Raw genomic sequence first — 18,337 nt, 5'->3', positions numbered from 1 at the left:
TTCCGGTAATAGGCATAGGTAAGTGGTTCCTTTCTGTCATCCAGGATGACGGCATCCACAACCTCGCCAATGAATAAGATATGGGTTCCCTGGTCGTAGGAATTGACGACCCTGCATTCAAAATAGGCAAGGGCATCCGTGAGAACGATCGGGGAACCCGTTTTCCCATAGCTCACCTCCACGTGACTGAACTTCCGGGATGGATCCGGATTGGGATCAACCGATGAATAGCCAAAAGTCCGGATCATTTCCATGCTTGCATCCTTATGCAAAACCGACAGGGAGAAAGACTTGCTGTACTGGATGGCCGAGATTGTCTGGTTGTTCTTATGGCAGCTGATGGCAATCCGGGGTGGCTCAGCGGTGACCTGAAAAGCAGTATTGGCAACAAAACCTGATAGATCCTCCTCTTTACGGGCACAAACCAGGTAGATTCCGTAGGAAAGTTTAAAAAAGGCCTGATGATTCATCTTCGTATGATGTCTGATCATTAAGATTTGAATGATGATTCAAATGTAACGCATATTTTTTCATCAATATTTAATTTTTCATATTTGAATAATTTATATCTTTATTTGCAGTACTCAGGATGGTTAAAAAAACGATATGAATACACCTTTTAAAGCCCTTATCGTTGACGATGAAGCCAGTGCACGGGAAATTCTTGAAAAATTTTTATCCGGCTTTCCCGAATGCAGGATCGTTGGGAAAGAAGCGGATGCAGACTCAGCACTGAAGGCAGTCCTGTTCCATCACCCGGATATCATCTTTCTCGATATTGAAATGCCGTTTAAAAACGGATTTGACCTGATCAGGGAGATCCGGAAGTACCCCATCGCTCCGACGATCGTCTTTGTAACGGCCTACAACGAATATGCTATCCTGGCCATAAAGCTTGCAGCATTCGATTATATACTCAAACCCATTGATCCGGATGAACTGAAACAGTGCATCTATAAGTTCCTGTCAGAAAAAGGGAAGATGGACGTTGGACAGAAATTGGACAATCTGATCAGAGAGGTTGATCATACATTCAAGTTGCGTTTCAATATCCGGACAGGGTACCTGATGATCGAACCGAATGAGATAGTGTATTTCGTTGCTGACGGAAGCTATACCGATATTGTCCTGCTCGATGAAAAGAGAGAAACCATCAGCCAGAGCATAGGCAAACTTGAAGAAACCCTGACGAATCAGTTTTTTCGCATCAACCGCTCGGTGATCATCAACCTTTCTTACCTTCGAAAAATTAACCGCCACAGAAATGAGTGCATTCTGTCGGCAGGAGGAAAAGAGTATTTATTCAGCATCCCGTCCAAACACATCAGGCTCCTGGATGAACTTAAACTATAGTGGCTTCGTAAAAGAAGTGGGGGTGTTCATCCGGAAAACGTATGCCTTCATAGAATAAGTCGACTTTTTCTTGGATTAGAATCCGCAAGTATCTAATTTTATCCCGTTACTTCGTCTTAGAGGAGGTGTAGTAATTCCCGCAACGCCTCATGGAATACAAGCAAGAGAACTTATCTAATGAGGCAAAAACCGCCGGTGAACACCGGCGGTTTCTTTTTTTGCGCGAATGACGTCGACTTCGGGCATTCCTTGGTGACTCATTTCCCCTTATCTTTGCAAAGTAAGGCCATACCTGATGCAATCCGCCAAAAAAACAGCCCTCCTCCTCATCCTTTTCCTCCTGTTCATCCCTTTCGTGCAGAACCAATTACACATTTTCCCGATCCGGCCCCTGAATGGCGATTTTATCCTGCCGGAAAAACCTGCACTGCAAAAATCCGGCTGGCTCTCGGGTGATTTCCAGGCAAAATACAACCCTTACCTGGAACAATGCCTTGGCCTTCACAACAGCCTGGTCCGGCTCCATAACCAGATCGACTTTACACTATTTAAAAAAGTCCATGCAGAAGGTGTGGTTATCGGCAGGCATAACGTCCTTCATGAACAGGACTATATCCGGGCCTGGACAGGAGAGGATTTCATTGGCTCAACGACCTGGGATAAGAAACTGGGACGGCTGAAATTCGTCCAGGACCACCTGAAGAAGACCTACGGTATCGATCTGGTACCTGTTCTGGAGCCCAGCAAGGCACGCTTCAGCCCCGAAACCCTTCCCGAAGGACCGGCTGAACGGAAAAAAGAACCCTCCAACTACACGTACATTGTTAAAAAACTTAACGAGTTGAACATCAGATTCCTCGACCTGAATGCCTGCTACCTTGCCCTGAAGGATACCTCCCGCTACGACCTTTATCCCAGGTACGGAGTTCACTGGAGCGTGTACGGAATGACACTGATGGCGGACACGATGGTCAAATACATTGAGCGCATGCGTCAGATCGACATGCCCGACTTTTCCGTTGAACGGATTATCGTCTCTGATTCACTGCGCGACACCGACTACGATGCGGCCAAACCGCTAAACCTGCTCTTTGAACTGCCGCACGGCCCCATGGCCTACCCGGTGATCCGTTTCGAAGACCGGAAAGGCAAAACCCGTCCGGATGTCCTGGTCGAAGGCGACAGTTATTACTGGAATATCTATAACGCCCGGATCCCCGACCATTGCTTTAACAATCATGCTTTTTGGTACTTCAATGCACTGGTCTATCCCGATTCCTACGATGATTCCACCTTTACGGCCGATCTGGATATCCGGGCAGAAGTCGAAAAAAAGGATGTCATCCTGATCATGTCCACCGAGCGGTTTCTTTTCAAGTACGACTGGGGCTTTACTGATGCTCTTTTTGAGGCGTACACCCCTGATCTTGAACCGGATCCTCATTATTCCTACGAAAACAACATCCGTGAGAATGTACAATTCTTTGATGAACTGGTTGTGAGGGCACAGCAACAAAATAAAACCCTGGAGAAAATCATTCATCAGGAAGCGGATTATATGTTCAAAAAGAACGATCTGACGGGTTACCTTAAAAGAAAGGGCACGGATTATCACCGATCGGTCATTGCCGCTGATACGGCGTGGATGCGCACCATTGAACAACAGGCGGCGGATTCAGGACTTACAGTTGAGGAAACGTTGAACCGGCACGCCGGGTTCATGTTCTGGAAACAATACCCCGACCTTTACTCCCGGTGGGGCTCGATAAAAAACATTCAGAAAGAAATCGAAAACGACAGTTCGATGCTTGCCCGGGTGATGGAAGGGTATTCCGGTTATTGCCTGCCCCGGGAGGAAGTCCTTTACCAGGAGGCCTGCCGGCAATACAGGATCTCACAGGGTCAGCAGGAAATGGCCCTGGAGATCGAACGCATCATCCAAACCATCCGGAATGATCCCGCCTGGATGGAAGCCATTGCCCAAAAGGCAGCAAAGCAAAACCGAACGACGGAGGAAATGCTCCGGCTGGATGCAATGTGGATGCTGGAGCGACAGAAAAAATAAACATCTTCAATGTCCTTACAGTTTGATTATGACAGGGCGAATCATACGCAAACAAATACCGGCCTGGTGGCGGAATGTGTTACTGATCCTGCTGACAGGGCTGCTGCTGTTTTTATCCTTCAACCGCCACAGCAAAACAGGCTTGCATAATTACCACAGTGAGATCTGGGGCGACAAAGCCGGATATTATGCTTACCTTCCGGCAGCTTTTATCCATTCTTTTAACGCATCCAGGTTTCCGCAGGGCATCGATACGGCCACAGGGAATGGATTCCGGCTGGATAGCGCGACGAACCGGGTTGTCACCAAATATACGTGCGGTGTGGCCGTGATGATGACACCTTTTTTCCTGACCACCCACGCCATCGTGGCGCTGTCAGATGCGCCCGGGGACGGATTCTCCCAACCATACCACAAAATGATCAATGTGGCGGCAGTGTTCTATCTGATGGCGGGACTCATCCTATGGTACCGCGTGCTGAGGAGGTATTTTTCGAAAGGCATTTCGCTCATTACGATCACAGCCCTTTTCCTGGGGACAACTCTTTTTTACTATGCTGTTGACGAAACGGGCATGTCGCACGTCTACTCCTTCTTCCTGTTCAGCCTGTACCTTTTCGCAGTGCAGCGGGTGTTTTCCGAATCCGGATCCGCCCTGAAATGGATCATCCTCACCGGACTTGCCGCTGCAATGATCATACTGGTCAGACCCGTGAATGCTGTCTTTTTACCGGTAATCATCTTCCTGGATGCGGCAACGCGCGAAGAAATTTCAAAGAGGATCTCATTCCTGCTGAAATGGGAACACGTGCTCATCCTGCTTTTCATAGCTTTTCTACTTTTTCTTCCACAACTGCTCTACTGGAATTACACGTATGATAAATTCATAATCTATACGTATCACGGGGAAGGATTTACGAACCTGCTCTCTCCAAAGATCACCGAATACCTCTTTTCCACCAACAATGGACTGATCCTGTACAATCCGGTCCTTCTGTTCGGTTTCACCGGTACCATCCTGATGCTGATCCGGCATAAAGACAACGGGAGGACGTTGGCCGTTCTGTTGCTGGTGATCATTTACCTTTTCTCCTCCTGGTGGAACTGGTACTATGGCTGTGGATACGGGAACAGAAGCTTTACGGAATACACCACCGTAATGGCTTTGCCTTTTGGCTATCTGGCAAATACAATCCTGAACCGCCCACGGAAAGCCTTGAAATGGTGCTGGATCATCCTTGTTTGCATCCTGGTTGTTTTGAACCTGAAAATGATCTATTCGTGGGATGGGTGCTGGTACGGTGTTACCTGGGACTGGAACAAATTCCTTGATTTACTTGTCTCCCCTCCGAAATGAACGATCCATGAAAACAGACGCACAGAAACAGGAGATCGTGGCACTGGCATCGACTGGATGCTTTCTGGTCATTTTCATTCTGATCGCCTTTGTAAAAGATGGAACCGGTGATTCTGGTGACAGCATTGAACACTACCTGATCTCGCGGTTTGCATTTGTTCACCCTGAACTGTATCTTCACCACTGGGGCAAGCCGGTTTTCACCCTGTTAAGCTCGCCGTTTTCACAGTTTGGTTTCACAGGGATGAAGATCTTCAACTGCATTGTGGCGGCTTTTACGGGGTATTTTACCATTAAGGTTGCCTCGGTGATCGTGGGTATAAAAGATTACCCACCCCCTCGGTCCCCCTCCCTGCGAGCAGGGAGGGGGAAGTCTTCCACTTTTCTTCTCCCCCTCCCTGCGAGCAGGGAGGGGGCCAGGGGGTGGGTACCTTTCCCTTACCTGGCATTATGCTTCCTCTTTGCCGCCCCCGTCTACTTCAAGTACATCTTTTCCGGGATGACGGAGCATTTGCTCGGCCTGGCCCTGATCGCATCGATTTATCTGATGTTGAAAAAAAACACAACCCTTTCTGTCCTGATCGTTTCCGTCATGCCCTTTATGCGTTCCGAGGGACTGATCATCGCGGGGGTGTTTGCCCTGTATCTTCTCGTGAAAAAACAGTACCGGTATCTGCCTTTACTGCTGACCGGACATGGGATCTACGGAATCATCGGCTATTTTTACTATCACGATCTTTTATGGGTATTCAGCCGGATCCCTTACCTGAGCCTTGACAGTTGGTATGGTGCCGGCCACTGGCCGGATTTTATTTTCAAGCTTTATTATGTGATCGGATTACCCCTGTCGGGGATGCTCCTACTGGGATTGCTCCGGATGGCAGTGAACCTGATCAGGAAACGGCACATCGTGCCTCATCCCTTCTTCACGGAAGAACTTCTGCTGGTCTATGGTTCTTTTCTGGCCTTTTTCCTGGCCCACACGGTTTTCTGGGCGCTGGGCATCTTCAATTCAATGGGATTGGGAAGGGTCCTGAATTCAGTCATTCCCCTGACAGCCATTATCGGTATGCGCGGATTGGAATGGATCACCTCCACCCGGTTCCACTGGCTCAACAGAATCCTTTTCTACGGCATCCTGGCATTCATCATCTCATTTCCTTTTCTGGGAAATCCGGCATCCCTGAAATGGGACAGGGATCTGGATCTGTCGGCTGACCAGAAACTGATCAACGAGGTCATTCCCGGGATAATAAAAGGGTCCTCCGGGAATTTATACCTCTACTCCCACCCCTATGTTGGAATGCAACTGGGCATTGACCCGTATGACCCAGCGCAACGGGGCAAGATCGCAGCGATCAGGCACCCCGGGAAATTGCCCGGCAATACAGTCGTCGTCTGGGATTCCTGGTTCTCGGTGACCGAAGAAGGTTACACCTTTGAAAACCTTTCAGCTTTTGACTTTCTGGTCTTGGACACCCTGCGGATTTCCAGGGAGGATTCCACCAAAAAGATCGCTATCTTTGTGATGAAAGACACCGGAAGTCAATGAAATTTTCAACTCTGATCGTTCCAGCCCAATCCCGACTCCTTCCCGGGTTAACCTTCTGGTTTACTTTCTGTTTCCTTATGATAACCTTTCAGGTACAGTCCCTGGCCATCTATGATTCCATTTGGGTGAACAACGACACGATCGGCAGGTACAATAAACTGGAGGTCAGTGTCATCATGACGGCGCAGTACATGAATCCGTTCGATTACAGCCAGGTCAATCTGAAAGGGCAGTTCACCTCGCCATCCGGAACAGTCTACCAGGTGGATGGATTCTATTACCAGGACTATTTACCCAATCCGCCGGATGGTCCTCTGATCCCGAACGACCCGCCCTACTGGAAGATCCGGTTCAGTCCGAAAGAGACCGGTACATGGTTCTATATGGTGGTTTGCAAGGATGCAACAGGCACCTCCTATTCGGCGACGTACTCCTTTGTTTGCCTTCCCTCCGCCAATCCCGGATTTATCAGCAATACCGGCACCTACTTTCAGAAATTCAGCAACGGGGAACACTTTTTCCCGGTCGGAATGTCCATCCCCTGGAATTTATATGCAGGAGGGTTTTATGTTTATGAAACCTGGATGGACAGCCTGATTGCCAGCCATTCCAATTTCATCAAGATCATCCTGGCCCCCTGGTCATTCGGCATCGAATGGAGCAATACCGGATTGGGCAATTACACGAACCGGATGAACATCGCCTGGTGGCTCGACTGGGTGCTGAACAAGTCGGAAGAGGAAGGGCTTTACCTGCAAATCTGTCCGCTGATCCATAATGAAGTCTCCACGCTGAGCAACAACGATTGGCAATGGAGTCCCTACAAAGCGACGAACGGTGGCCCGTGCCAGAACACGTGGGATTTTTATACCAACGCCACCGCACGCTCTTATTACAAACAAAAACTCCGCTACATCAATGCCCGCTGGGGCTATTCCTCCCATCTCTCCGCCTGGGAGCTGTTCACAGAAACAGACAATACCGGTGACTTTGACGACTATCAGGATGAGATCAATTCCTGGCTGACGGTGACCGGCCAGTATCTGGATTCACTGGATATCCATCATCGCCCCATTTCACCAAGTTATGCCAATTTCAGCCATGATCCCGAAATGTGGGAAAACACTATGACCGACTTCACGCAGATCCATCTTTACAAGACGACACCCGACCTTGAGCTTGCCTTATGGGCAGGCACACGGCATTACCTCACCCAATGGAACAAACCCAACATCATCGGCGAATTCGGGCTCGGGCATTCCCCAACCGAGATCATCGCCCTGGATCCTACCGGCATCTCGCTTCACAACTCGCTCTGGGCCACTGCTTTATCAGGTTCATTCGGAGCAGCCACCGCCTGGCACTGGGATAGCTATATCCATACACAGCACCTTTATCATCACTTCAAACCGGTGGCACTTTTCATGCAGACCATCCCCCTGCTGCAAAAAAACTATCAACCGGTAAGCGTATTCTGTACGGCGAACAATAACCTGGACACCGAGATCCTGCCAGGATATAAAGTACTCTTTTCCCCTTCACCGGAAAACGAATTCACGGTAGAAACCAGTGGCGACCTTGTGCCTCGGAACAGTTACCTGAATTACATGCTCTATGGATATCTTTACCCGGGCAGCCGGAATCCGCCCCACTTTTTTGTAAATTACACCAAGGCGGGGCAGTTCAGGGTGAAGACCGGAAGCAATGTGTTGTTGTCCACCCTTAAAATTTACGTTGACGGAGTGAAGGTCCTGGAACAGGTTGCCAATTCAAATTCAACCTATACCGTCAATGTGGCAGTGGGGAATCATGAGATTTTTGTCGACAATTCCGGCAGCATGTACATTGAGGTCGAAAAATATGTCTTCGTGAATTATGCTCCGGTATGCAGAAGTTTTGCCCTGAAAGACCCGAACCAGGTGAGCGGCTGGGTTCAGAACCGGTATTACAATTATGCCTATATCAACCAGTACGGGACACCATCCCCGCTGAGCGGCGGCGTGATGAATTTCTCCGGCCTGAACAACAGTTACTATTCATTCCAGTGGTACAATGGTTCGACAGGACTGCCCGATTCATCGTCCATTAAAGCTGTGACCAACGGGAACCTGGTGGTCAGTGTCCCCGGTATCATCTGGGACGCCGCCTATAAGATCACCAGCCTTGATTCGGGCATTGACGCTGATTTCACGGTATCGGACAGCTTGCTCTGCAAGGGCGACACGGCTTCCTTCACCGATCTTTCCACCGGGATCACCACAGGCCGTCAGTGGCAATTCCCGGGCGGGCTGCCTGCCTACTCCACGGTCCCCAATCCGAAAGTGGCCTATAACACTACGGGCACATTTTCCGTCACGTTAAAAGTATTCAATGTGTTCGATACCATCGTCATGATGGATACCCTGCTGATGCAGATCACCACCGTGCCTCAGGTACCAGGTCCCATCAGCGGTCCGCAGCAGGTATGCCCGGGAGGAGAACCGGTTTCGTATCAGGTCAGCCCCATTGGGGGTGCCGACAGTTATCTCTGGACACTGCCACCAGGTATGAACGGGACCAGCACGACAAACCAGATCACCGTAACCCTTGATTCTGTCATGGTCAGCGGCCCGGTCACCGTAAAAGGGATCAATACCTGCGGACAGGGAGCGCCAAAATCGCTGCAGGTGACCGTCCTTCCCTTTCCGGTTATTTCCCAGCAGCCTGAATCCGTGGTGGCGGAATTCAACCAGAACGCCCAGTTTGAGGTTTCCTTCCTTGAAAACCTGAACTATCAATGGCAGATGATGCATCCGGATGGAACAGGATGGGTCAGCCTGGTGGATGATGGGGTATATCAGGGAACTGCGACCAGTGTCCTGAGCATTATTTCGGCTCCCCCGGCATTGAACGATAGATTGTACCACTGCAGGGTCTCCGGCGCCTGCGGCACACCCGTGATTTCACAGGCAGCCAGGCTTTATGTGGTTCCTCCCGGCTGGATGATGACCTTGCAGCCCCAGCACCATCTGATCCACATCCTGGTCAGCGCCTGGCCAACCATCAACGGCGAGCCCATCATCCCAGGCGATTATATTGGCGTTTTCTATGAGAGCGACGGCCAGATGACATGCTCCGGGGTGACAAGGTGGAAGGGGAATATGCCGGTCGACATCCTTGCCTATGGCGATGATCCCGACACCCCGGTAAAAGACGGTTTTATCACCGGAGAAGCTTTCCGGTGGAAAATCCATTCGATGCCGGATGGAGAGGATTTCGATGCCATACCGGAATATGTACTTGGCCCACAGGTTTATACACAGGGAGGTCAAACGCTGTTGGGCGGACTGTCCGCTTTCCGGTACATCCATTCTGTGAACCTGCCGGCAGGCTGGAGCGGCATTTCGTCCTATGTCGTACCCATCAACGATTCCATCGTAGTGCTGTTCGGACCCATCGGAGATTCGCTTGAAGTCCTGTCGGATCCGGAAGACAGCTACTGGCCCGGAGGGAATCTGTATTCCCTGCTTACCTGGAATCCTTACCAGGGATATTTCTGCAAGGTGACAAACAGTGTAACCCTGTTGGTCACCGGAAGTGAAACGACCGATACAGAGGTTTCACTGGTACCTGGATGGAATCTGCTGCCTGTTCTGTCCTCATTTCCTGTTTCTACTACCGAAACCGGCATTTTCTCGGCGCTGGGTACCAACCTGGTCGTTGTCAAGGAAATTGCAGGACCTCAGATCTACTGGCCGTCGATGAACATTTTCACCCTGACAGCCCTGGAACCGGGCAGGGCCTACCTGATCAGGGTGATGGAATCCTGCACGGTACAGTTCCCATCCAATCCCTGAAGCAAAACCTGCCGTTAAGCAAATCAGGGAAAAATCGCTTCCTGACATGGAATGACCAAAACACATTACTTTTGCACAAAACTTACAACAATCCTATGTTAAATACGAACTCTCATTTATTCATAAGGATTTTCACCAGCGTGCTTCTGGTCAATTTCCTGTTTTTCGCGGGCACGTTCACTCCTGCCTATTCCCAGCAGGATAAAGAAATTCCCGTCTGGCAAAAGATGCATTACCTCAGCGAGGAAGAGATGCTGATCCGTTCGTGGGACAACCGCAGCTTCACCCCGACCGATCCGGCGGAGGGACCGGTCTTTAACGTGGCTGAATTCGCCCCGATGCAAGGGGTGCTGATCCGGTACCCGCTCGGCATACCCTATTCCCTGGTCGCTGAAATGTCGGAAGACATCGTTGTGACAACGATCGTCACGGGTGCTGATCAGGAAAATACCGTCAAGAACCTCTACCAGAGCCACGGTGTCGACCTGGAAAACTGCAATTTTATGTACGCACCCACCGATTCGTATTGGACACGGGATTACGGTCCCTGGTTCATCATCGACGGGAATAACGAGTTTGGCATCGTTGATTTTCCCTATAACCGTCCACGGCCTAATGACGACAATGTTCCTGTCGTGCTGGCAGGTGCGCTGGGGATCAACCTGTTTGGAATGGATGTCGTTCATACCGGAGGCAATTACATGACCGACTTTTACGGGAAATCATCCTCCACGACGCTGGTGTACACTGAAAACGCTGACATGAGCCTACAGAATCCTCCCCTGACACCGGATGAGGTTGACTCCAGAATGTTTGACTACCTTGGTCTCAGTGCCTATCATGTCGTGGAGGATCCGCTCAATGATTACATAGAGCATATCGACTGCTGGGGAAAATTCCTGGATGTGGATAAGGTATTGATCGGCCAGGTACCGCCGAGTGATCCCCGGTACAGCGAATTTGAAGGTGTGGCGAATTATTTCGAAGAACAGATCAGTGGATGGGGCAAGCCCTATGAAGTTTACCGGGTTTTCACACCCGGAACTTCGCCCGGCACTCCGTATACCAATTCGCTGATCCTGAACGATAAGGTGTTTGTCCCCCAGACCGGCAGCTCCTGGGACGATGAAGCCATGGATGCTTACCAGGAAGCCATGCCCGGCTATGAGATCATCGGAACCTATGCAGAAGAAGGTCCCGGCTGGCAGAACACCGATGCCATCCACTGCCGAGCCAAGGGAATTGCCGACCTGGGAATGCTCTGGATCAGGCATATGCCGCTATGGGGTACCAAACCCCAGCAGGATAGCTATGCGATCCAGGCCACGATCATTCCACTCAGCGGTGCGGCCATCTCTCCTAACTCGGCAAAAGTCTACTACAAAATCAACAACGGTAATTTTATTCCCCTGGTGATGACCTCCCAGAACGATACGCTCTACACCGCTTCCATTCCGGGTGCCGGGGAAACGGATATCATATCCTACTACCTGACCGTCAGCGACCAGTCGGGGCGGACTGCCAACCACCCGTACATCGGCCCCGCTGATCCGCACCAATTCACCATCCAGATGAATTATGAAGCCGATATCGCCCTGAATGCCGAACAAATCGAAGCTACCTGCCTGACAGGTGAAGCAGCCGGCAGCACCTTTGTCATCTCCAACACCGGTAACATGCAACTCAACTTTGGCATCGATGCGAATATCCTCGAATATAAATACTACTCCTGCCCCATTCCCGACAGTCCTCCTCCGACGGCCTATTCATCCAATACCTTTGATGAATTAGGATGGACCGAGGTTTATGTCGGGGACGACGAAACCATCAGTCGCTGGACCATCGTGTATACCTGGCACACCCTCTATCCCGGACTGTTAAATCACGGTTCTTTCTGGGTGCAATCACCTTTGGGCACTGTCGCAAAAATATCGGGCAATATCTTTCCCGGTACTTACACTAAAAACCTGGATGCATTCAATGGGGAATCCATGATGGGCACCTGGAAGATCTGGATCGAAGACTCCGGCCAGGAAGGCGGGCACCAGGCAACAGGCATTACCATGACGCTGCGAAGCACGTTTGATCCGGGGCCGTGGCTGAGTGTAGTGCCCGACACAGGACAGGTGCTCGCAGGAGGCCAGTCCCAGATCCAGGTGCAGTGCGACGCCGGTGAACTGATGCCCGGTACATACAACGGCCAGCTTTTCATTTCTTCCAATGATCCCGATGAATCCCTGCTGACCCTCCCGGTCCACTTTACAGTTGAATCCCTGCCCTATCTTGCCGTATCCGTGGACTCGCTGATCTACCTGAACTATGACCAGATGACTTACGGTCAGGATTTCACCGTGCTGAATCCAGGCCAGCAGGACATCCTGATCAACACGATCACGAAGGAAGGTATTGGTATGTTTTACTGGTACATTGAACCCTGGGATATTACGCTGCCCTATCTTCTCGGCGGAGGGGATTCGCTGGTCTTTACGGTCAAAGTGGCTCTCCCTGTGCAAGCCCCTCAGGCCTGGATGGTCTATGATACCCTTTATGTCGAATCCGAATTCGATCTTCATAAAGTACTGATCGGCATTGATTATAATCTGATCTCGGGTACCGGCAACGATGCCACTAGGAACACTTCCTTGAGCGTCTATCCCAATCCCTTCAGCGGTCAGGTACTGGTTGAAATGGAATTGAGTGAAGACACTTACCTGAAAACCGAAATCCTCGGTTATAACGGGCAAACCATTCAGATACTGACGGAAGGTAAATTTGGTGTTGGGAAGCACGCATTCACCTGGAACCCGGTGATTGGCAGCGTGCCTGCCGGGATCTATCTGCTGCGCATTTCAACCGAAGATGCCATCATGGTCCGGAAACTGATCCTGATTGAACCCTAAGAGCGGGACCGGGTGCCAGGAATGCATCCTGCTAAAAGGTCACGACGAGTTACGTTTTTATCCTTAAATATACTTATCTTTATAAAAGTTGCCCCCGGACGGGCAACTTTTATACCGTACGTCTGTCTATGAAAAAACGACTGATTGGATGGTCCCTGAGAAGAAGCTGATCGAGGGATGTCTTCAGGGTAAGCGTAAGGCCTGCGCCCTGCTTTACAGGCGCCATGCCGCGACGATGCTTGGCGTGTGTCTGCGCTACTGCCGGAATCTTGCCGAGGCAGAGGATGTACTGCAGGACGGATTCGTCAAGGTTTTTACGAACATCAGCACCTTCAGGCACGAGGGATCGCTGGAAGGCTGGATACGCAGGATCGTGGTTCATACTGCCGTGGATCATTACAACCGGCAATCCAGGGAAGGCCACGCCGTACACCTTGAAGAAATCAATGAAGTGCATATTTCCGACAATCCCGCCGTCGAAGAAGAACAGGATCTTCCGGGGTGTGACCTGACGGAGGATGAACTGATGAAGGTGATACAGGATTTACCCGATGGCTACAGGCTTGTTTTCAATATGTACGCCATTGAAGGCTACTCCCATCAGGAAATTGCCAGGTTGTTAAATATTTCGGTCAATACATCCAAGACCCAGTTGTTCAAGGCCAGGAAAATGCTGCGAAATGTGCTGATCAGCCGCTCTCTTAAGTACGCAATTCAACGGTAACATGAAAAACGAACCCGACAAAATCGATGATCTGTTCAGACAAAAACTGGAAGGGTATCAGGTCGACCCTTCCGGGAAAGTCTGGAAGAATATCCTAAGCCGATACCTTCATCCGCAGTCCGGTCCTTTCCACCTGCTGAATCTGCAGAATATCATCGGGGCGGTCATCCTTGCGGGCGCAGGCATCACTGCCTATGTTCTGCTGCATTCATCCATCACCAGCAAAATGCCCGAAGATAAAATCCTCAGCGGGAGTCTGGTCGAACAGTCCGGATCCAATAACCGGCTGACCTCCCAGGATCCGCTCCCGATCAGCATTCCATCCGAAAATGATCAGGCAAACCCGGTTGAAGCTACCGTGCATCAAACGAATTCCCGGCCGCAGAGCACCCTGATCCGTGAAGACACAGAAACAGGAAACGAAGATGCCGGCCAGAAGACATCTCCGGAAATAAATGAAGCATCGCCTGTTGAATATCTTACCAACGAATCCATCCACCAACTATCCACGCTTCCATCACTCGCTGAACTCGCATCATCCGGCGAAGGGCAGCGATTTGTCGTCAGCAGGCGTAACCTGATGCAAAACATTGACATACAGATGAGAAAACAGGACTACCGAAAGCCTGTACACATTGCAGCGGGGCTGTATTTCTTTCCGGAATGGACAGATTACAGGAATCAGGCGAAGAATTTTCAGTCGGGTTATACACAGGAGATCTTGGCTTCGGTTCAAATGGGCAAATTCATCATTCGCCCGGGATTCGGCATCACCCGTTCCCAGGATGACGGAAATTATGAGATCAGTTACAACAAGTACGAAATGACGGGTTATTACCTGGGGGTCGATTTTGAAACATATGGAATTCCATCGGATTCAATGAGTTATGTTCTGAATGAATATGGATTGTTTGATACGGTTTTTTACAGTGACTCCTACCGGACCGACAATGCCTGCACGTATCTCCAGATCCCCTTGCAGATCGGTTATGAATTCCTGAACTTCAAAAGATTTTCCATGATGGTTGCCGGGGGGCCTTGCCTGTCGCTGTTGCTGAATGAAAAAAAATCAGATCCTGCTTTCCGCGATTTTGCAGCTGAAAACATTATGATGGTAGATCAGACACCTGAAAGAAAGTACAGTAACTGGCAGTTATTGCTGGGTTTGAGTTCGAAGTACATGATCACCGGTAAATTCAGCTTATCACTGGAACCCACATACCGGCAGTATTTCAATTCCACCTATGAAGGGGATGGAACCGGCCGGCCACCCTATTCGTTTGGCATACGTGCAGGAATGACCTATCACTTTTAAGAGAACTGATTGACATTGAAAAAGTTGTAAAATATTTATATTTTTGCAGACAACTGCCGGCAATTTTTACCGTCTGAAGAGTGTCAAGCGTTTTCTGCTAACCAGGCTTAACCAAAACCTCTAAAAAACTAAAACCATGAAAAGGAATCATTTGGTTGCTGTTTTTCTGATCCTCTCGGGTATGTTTACCAGTGCGCAACAAAATTTTATATACATCAGCGGGCATGTAACGGACCTTGACCTGAGCATCCCTGTGAGTGATCATCCTGTTTATGCTGCCTGCAACGACAGCCTTGGATTTTATATCTTTCAAACGGACCAGGAGGGGTATTACGGTGATACGCTCTTTCTCAACACTTCGGGTGTTACTTTCATCAAGATCTATACCTTCGATTGCCAGTACATGGAGCATGACACCCTGGTGACAGTCCTGAGTGGGCCCATTGTGGCCGATTTTGCCATTTGCACGCAAAATGTTCCTTCTGACTGCGAAAATTTCTTTACATTCCTTACTAACGATGGATATACTTTCTCCTTTACCGGCGAAGTGAACTCCACGAAGCCCGCTTCCTTTTTCTGGGATTTTGGCGATGGAACCACCGGAGATGGCCAGTCGGTGACTCATACTTACGCTGAAGCGGATTCGGTCGGTTTTCTCGTGTGCCTCACTACCACATGGGTCATGGATTCAATCCCGAACGACAGCTGCTCTGCCGTTTCCTGCCAGGAAATCGGAGGCAACGGAGGCTGTGAAGATCAGTTTACCCTCACAGGACAGGTGATCATGGGCAACACCTTTGCGGATATCGGGCAGGTATCGCTGTATCTGGCCAACATGTCAGGTGAAATGATGTTAATGACCATTCAGCCCATCGACAGTATCGGCCATTTCTTTTTCACACAGGTTCGCGAAGGCAACTATTACCTTCTGGCCGAGCTGCTGGAAGGTTCCTCGGGCTACGGGAACTACCTGCCCACCTATTATGTGGATGCCATTACCTGGACGGATGCCGAAATGATCACCCTCGGAGAACCCATGAATCCATATACGATCTACCTGGTTCCCGTGGTTGACTACAGCCAGGGAACAGGAGAAATCAACGGAACGGTCAATGCGAGCTATGATCTTTTCAGGGAAGGGTCGCCGGTTCCGGACATCGAAATCATCCTGATGGAGGAGGGTGAACAGGCCATTGCGTATGAATATTCTTCGGACCAAGGCAGTTTTGACTTCCCTTCGCTGGGATGGGGCACCTATAAAGTGCATGCCGAAGTTCCGGGCAAAGTGACCGGTCCCGCCTGGGTGACGCTGGATGAAGAACACCCGGTGGTAACTGTGGAATTTATGATCACACAGACCGAAGTGTACAATACACTTTCCGTGGCAGAACCTGATGTATTCATCCTTTCGGTCGGAGAGGTCTATCCCAATCCGATCGGTGAGGTGGCATACATCCCCATTACGTTGACAAAAGCAGCTCCTCTGTCGGTCAGGATCTTCAACCAGCTGGGACAGGAAGTTTTAACTTCAGAAGATTCGTACAGGGCCGGGGACCATCTTATTCAATTAAATATCAGTCATTTAGATAAAGGTATCTATATCCTTAACCTGGGTAATGACCAAATAGGCGGGATCATTAAGAAAATCATAAAATAAACGGATGAGGACCTGTATTGCTTTATTGCTGACTACCGGCGCATTATTGCTCCTGACGGGATGTCCTTATTTCGAAGGCAGGGAAGATTGTACCTTCACCGGCCAGGTGCAGAACATGGCTTCCATCAATTCCATCTATGATGATTACAATTCCGCCGCACCCTTCATTGAGTCACAAATCGTGCTGAAATTCTCCACAAACCGGAATTCGAACGGACAGGATTTTGATATCATCTTCAAAAACATCACGATCTTTTGTGACTTTGATGACGGCAAGGTGACCATCAGCAACCATTCCAACCTGGATACGGAATTTGAGTACCTGCATACCCTGTTCAGTATGATCAATACGACCGGCAATGAACTTGGTCCGCTGTCGGTAGTTTATCACTACTGGGAAGAAAAAGAGGTGTACCGCAATCACGTCGTTTTCTCGACCGATACCTCCGGCAACCATGATCTTTGTCTGGCCTGGTACGCCCTGGAACGGGATGCCTATTACGATACCATCTACGAAGAATGTGACCTGATCCGGATCAACTCCCTGAACACGGATGCCAATGAATGTTATGTGGGATTTTACGGCGACAATTTCATCACTTACTCTGACTGGTACAACTATCCTGAGAAAATACAGGAGGTTTATTTTTGTTCGGACCGGGATGGGAATTACGACATTTTTCAGACCACTGTTCCTGAAGGCTATGATGAGATCCGTTTTTTCTCGGCCGATACCACCTGGCCAGTGGAAAAGAATACCCTGCTCAGTTCAGAGGCTGATGACAAATGCCCGTTCATCAGCGGGAAGGTGCTCGTGTTCGCCTCAGACAGGCCCGGAGGGTATGGCGGATTTGATCTGTACTATTCACGCAGGGCGGGAGCTACCTGGACCGCACCCCAGAATTTTGGCGACAGGATCAACACAGCCTTCAATGAATACCGTCCGGTCATCATCATGATCAGCGGCTTCACCAACGAATTGATGTTTTTTTCCTCAGACAGGCCTGGCGGAAGCGGCGGATACGACCTGTATTATACCGGCATCCCGCCAATGACCACAGAGGTGTTCGAGGACTAAGAGAACCCATTCAGGGATTATCCGCTGCAAACCATTCCGCAAACGATGTCAAGGTTTCCCTCAGCCGCAGGCTTTGCAGGGTGACGTGTGAAGGAAGCTGCTGGTGTATCCTTCGTGCAAATTCCGCAACCAGGTTTTCGGTGGTGGGCTGGAAATCGGTCACGATCATACGTTGAAAGAGTACATTTCCGGCCTCTTTCACCAAGGCATCCGCCGTATCTTTTCTGAGCACCAGGGCGTGGTCAAAATCATCGATCACCGCTCCTCTTACCAGCGATTTAAGTTCCTTGAAGTCCATGATCATCCCGAATTTCGGGGATAAAGGATCATCAACCGGTTTGCCTATGATGGTTACGAACAGTTCGTAGGTATGTCCGTGAATATGTTTACAGGGCCCGTCATGTCCAGGCAGAGCATGGGCCATTTCGAATGCAAAGGATTTTGTAAGACGGATTACGGACATTGTGTAGCGATAAAATGATTATTATGGTCATTTGCTC

11 protein-coding genes and 1 pseudogene are annotated in these 18,337 nt (G+C 49.8%); 10 read left to right on the top strand and 2 right to left on the bottom strand.

The window, feature by feature from the left end:
* Positions 1-20: 20 nt before the first annotated feature.
* Positions 21-470: pseudogene (locus PKI34_00955) on the bottom strand (flavin reductase family protein).
* A gap of 136 nt (positions 471-606) precedes the next feature.
* Here PKI34_00955 and PKI34_00950 point away from each other — a divergent pair.
* The 10 genes from PKI34_00950 to PKI34_00905 all read left to right on the top strand — a co-directional run bounded on the left by PKI34_00950 (position 607) and on the right by PKI34_00905 (position 17,837).
* Positions 607-1,353 (top strand): LytTR family DNA-binding domain-containing protein, encoded by a 747-nt coding sequence (locus PKI34_00950; GenBank protein ID HNS16373.1) that lies wholly within the window; start codon positions 607-609, stop codon positions 1,351-1,353.
* 295 nt (positions 1,354-1,648) lie between these two features.
* Positions 1,649-3,418, top strand: coding sequence for a hypothetical protein (locus PKI34_00945; protein ID HNS16372.1), 1,770 nt, complete (start codon positions 1,649-1,651; stop codon positions 3,416-3,418).
* Between the two features lie 28 nt (positions 3,419-3,446).
* The gene (locus PKI34_00940; GenBank protein ID HNS16371.1) at positions 3,447-4,775 is read left to right on the top strand and encodes a hypothetical protein; all 1,329 of its coding nucleotides are present in this window, start codon (positions 3,447-3,449) and stop codon (positions 4,773-4,775) included.
* Between the two features lie 7 nt (positions 4,776-4,782).
* Positions 4,783-6,327 carry a hypothetical protein gene (locus PKI34_00935; GenBank protein ID HNS16370.1) on the top strand — a complete coding sequence of 515 codons (1,545 nt, stop codon included), beginning with the start codon at positions 4,783-4,785 and terminating at the stop codon, positions 6,325-6,327.
* Positions 6,328-6,404: 77 nt separating this feature from the next.
* On the top strand, positions 6,405-10,163 hold the full coding sequence (locus tag PKI34_00930) for a DUF5060 domain-containing protein (GenBank protein ID HNS16369.1): 3,759 nt from the start codon (positions 6,405-6,407) through the stop codon (positions 10,161-10,163).
* Positions 10,164-10,258: 95 nt separating this feature from the next.
* On the top strand, positions 10,259-13,063 hold the full coding sequence (locus PKI34_00925; protein HNS16368.1) for an agmatine deiminase family protein: 2,805 nt from the start codon (positions 10,259-10,261) through the stop codon (positions 13,061-13,063).
* Between the two features lie 148 nt (positions 13,064-13,211).
* Complete coding sequence (locus PKI34_00920) at positions 13,212-13,787, top strand: RNA polymerase sigma factor (protein ID HNS16367.1); 576 nt, start codon at positions 13,212-13,214, stop codon at positions 13,785-13,787.
* 1 nt (position 13,788) lies between these two features.
* On the top strand, positions 13,789-15,102 hold the full coding sequence (locus tag PKI34_00915; GenBank protein HNS16366.1) for an outer membrane beta-barrel protein: 1,314 nt from the start codon (positions 13,789-13,791) through the stop codon (positions 15,100-15,102).
* A gap of 136 nt (positions 15,103-15,238) precedes the next feature.
* Positions 15,239-16,759, top strand: a complete 1,521-nt coding sequence (locus tag PKI34_00910; protein ID HNS16365.1) for a T9SS type A sorting domain-containing protein — start codon at positions 15,239-15,241, stop codon at positions 16,757-16,759.
* Between the two features lie 4 nt (positions 16,760-16,763).
* Complete coding sequence (locus tag PKI34_00905) at positions 16,764-17,837, top strand: hypothetical protein (protein HNS16364.1); 1,074 nt, start codon at positions 16,764-16,766, stop codon at positions 17,835-17,837.
* Between the two features lie 10 nt (positions 17,838-17,847).
* Here the strand turns inward: PKI34_00905 and PKI34_00900 are convergent, their stop codons facing one another.
* Positions 17,848-18,300: a 6-carboxytetrahydropterin synthase gene (locus PKI34_00900; GenBank protein ID HNS16363.1), complete on the bottom strand. Its 453-nt coding sequence runs from the start codon at positions 18,298-18,300 to the stop codon at positions 17,848-17,850.
* Positions 18,301-18,337 lie beyond the last annotated feature (37 nt).

The sequence above is a fragment of the Bacteroidales bacterium genome, from assembly GCA_035342335.1.
In the GTDB taxonomy this organism is placed as follows: domain Bacteria; phylum Bacteroidota; class Bacteroidia; order Bacteroidales; family JAGONC01; genus JAGONC01.
This window is presented reverse-complemented; position numbering and strand designations above follow the sequence as displayed.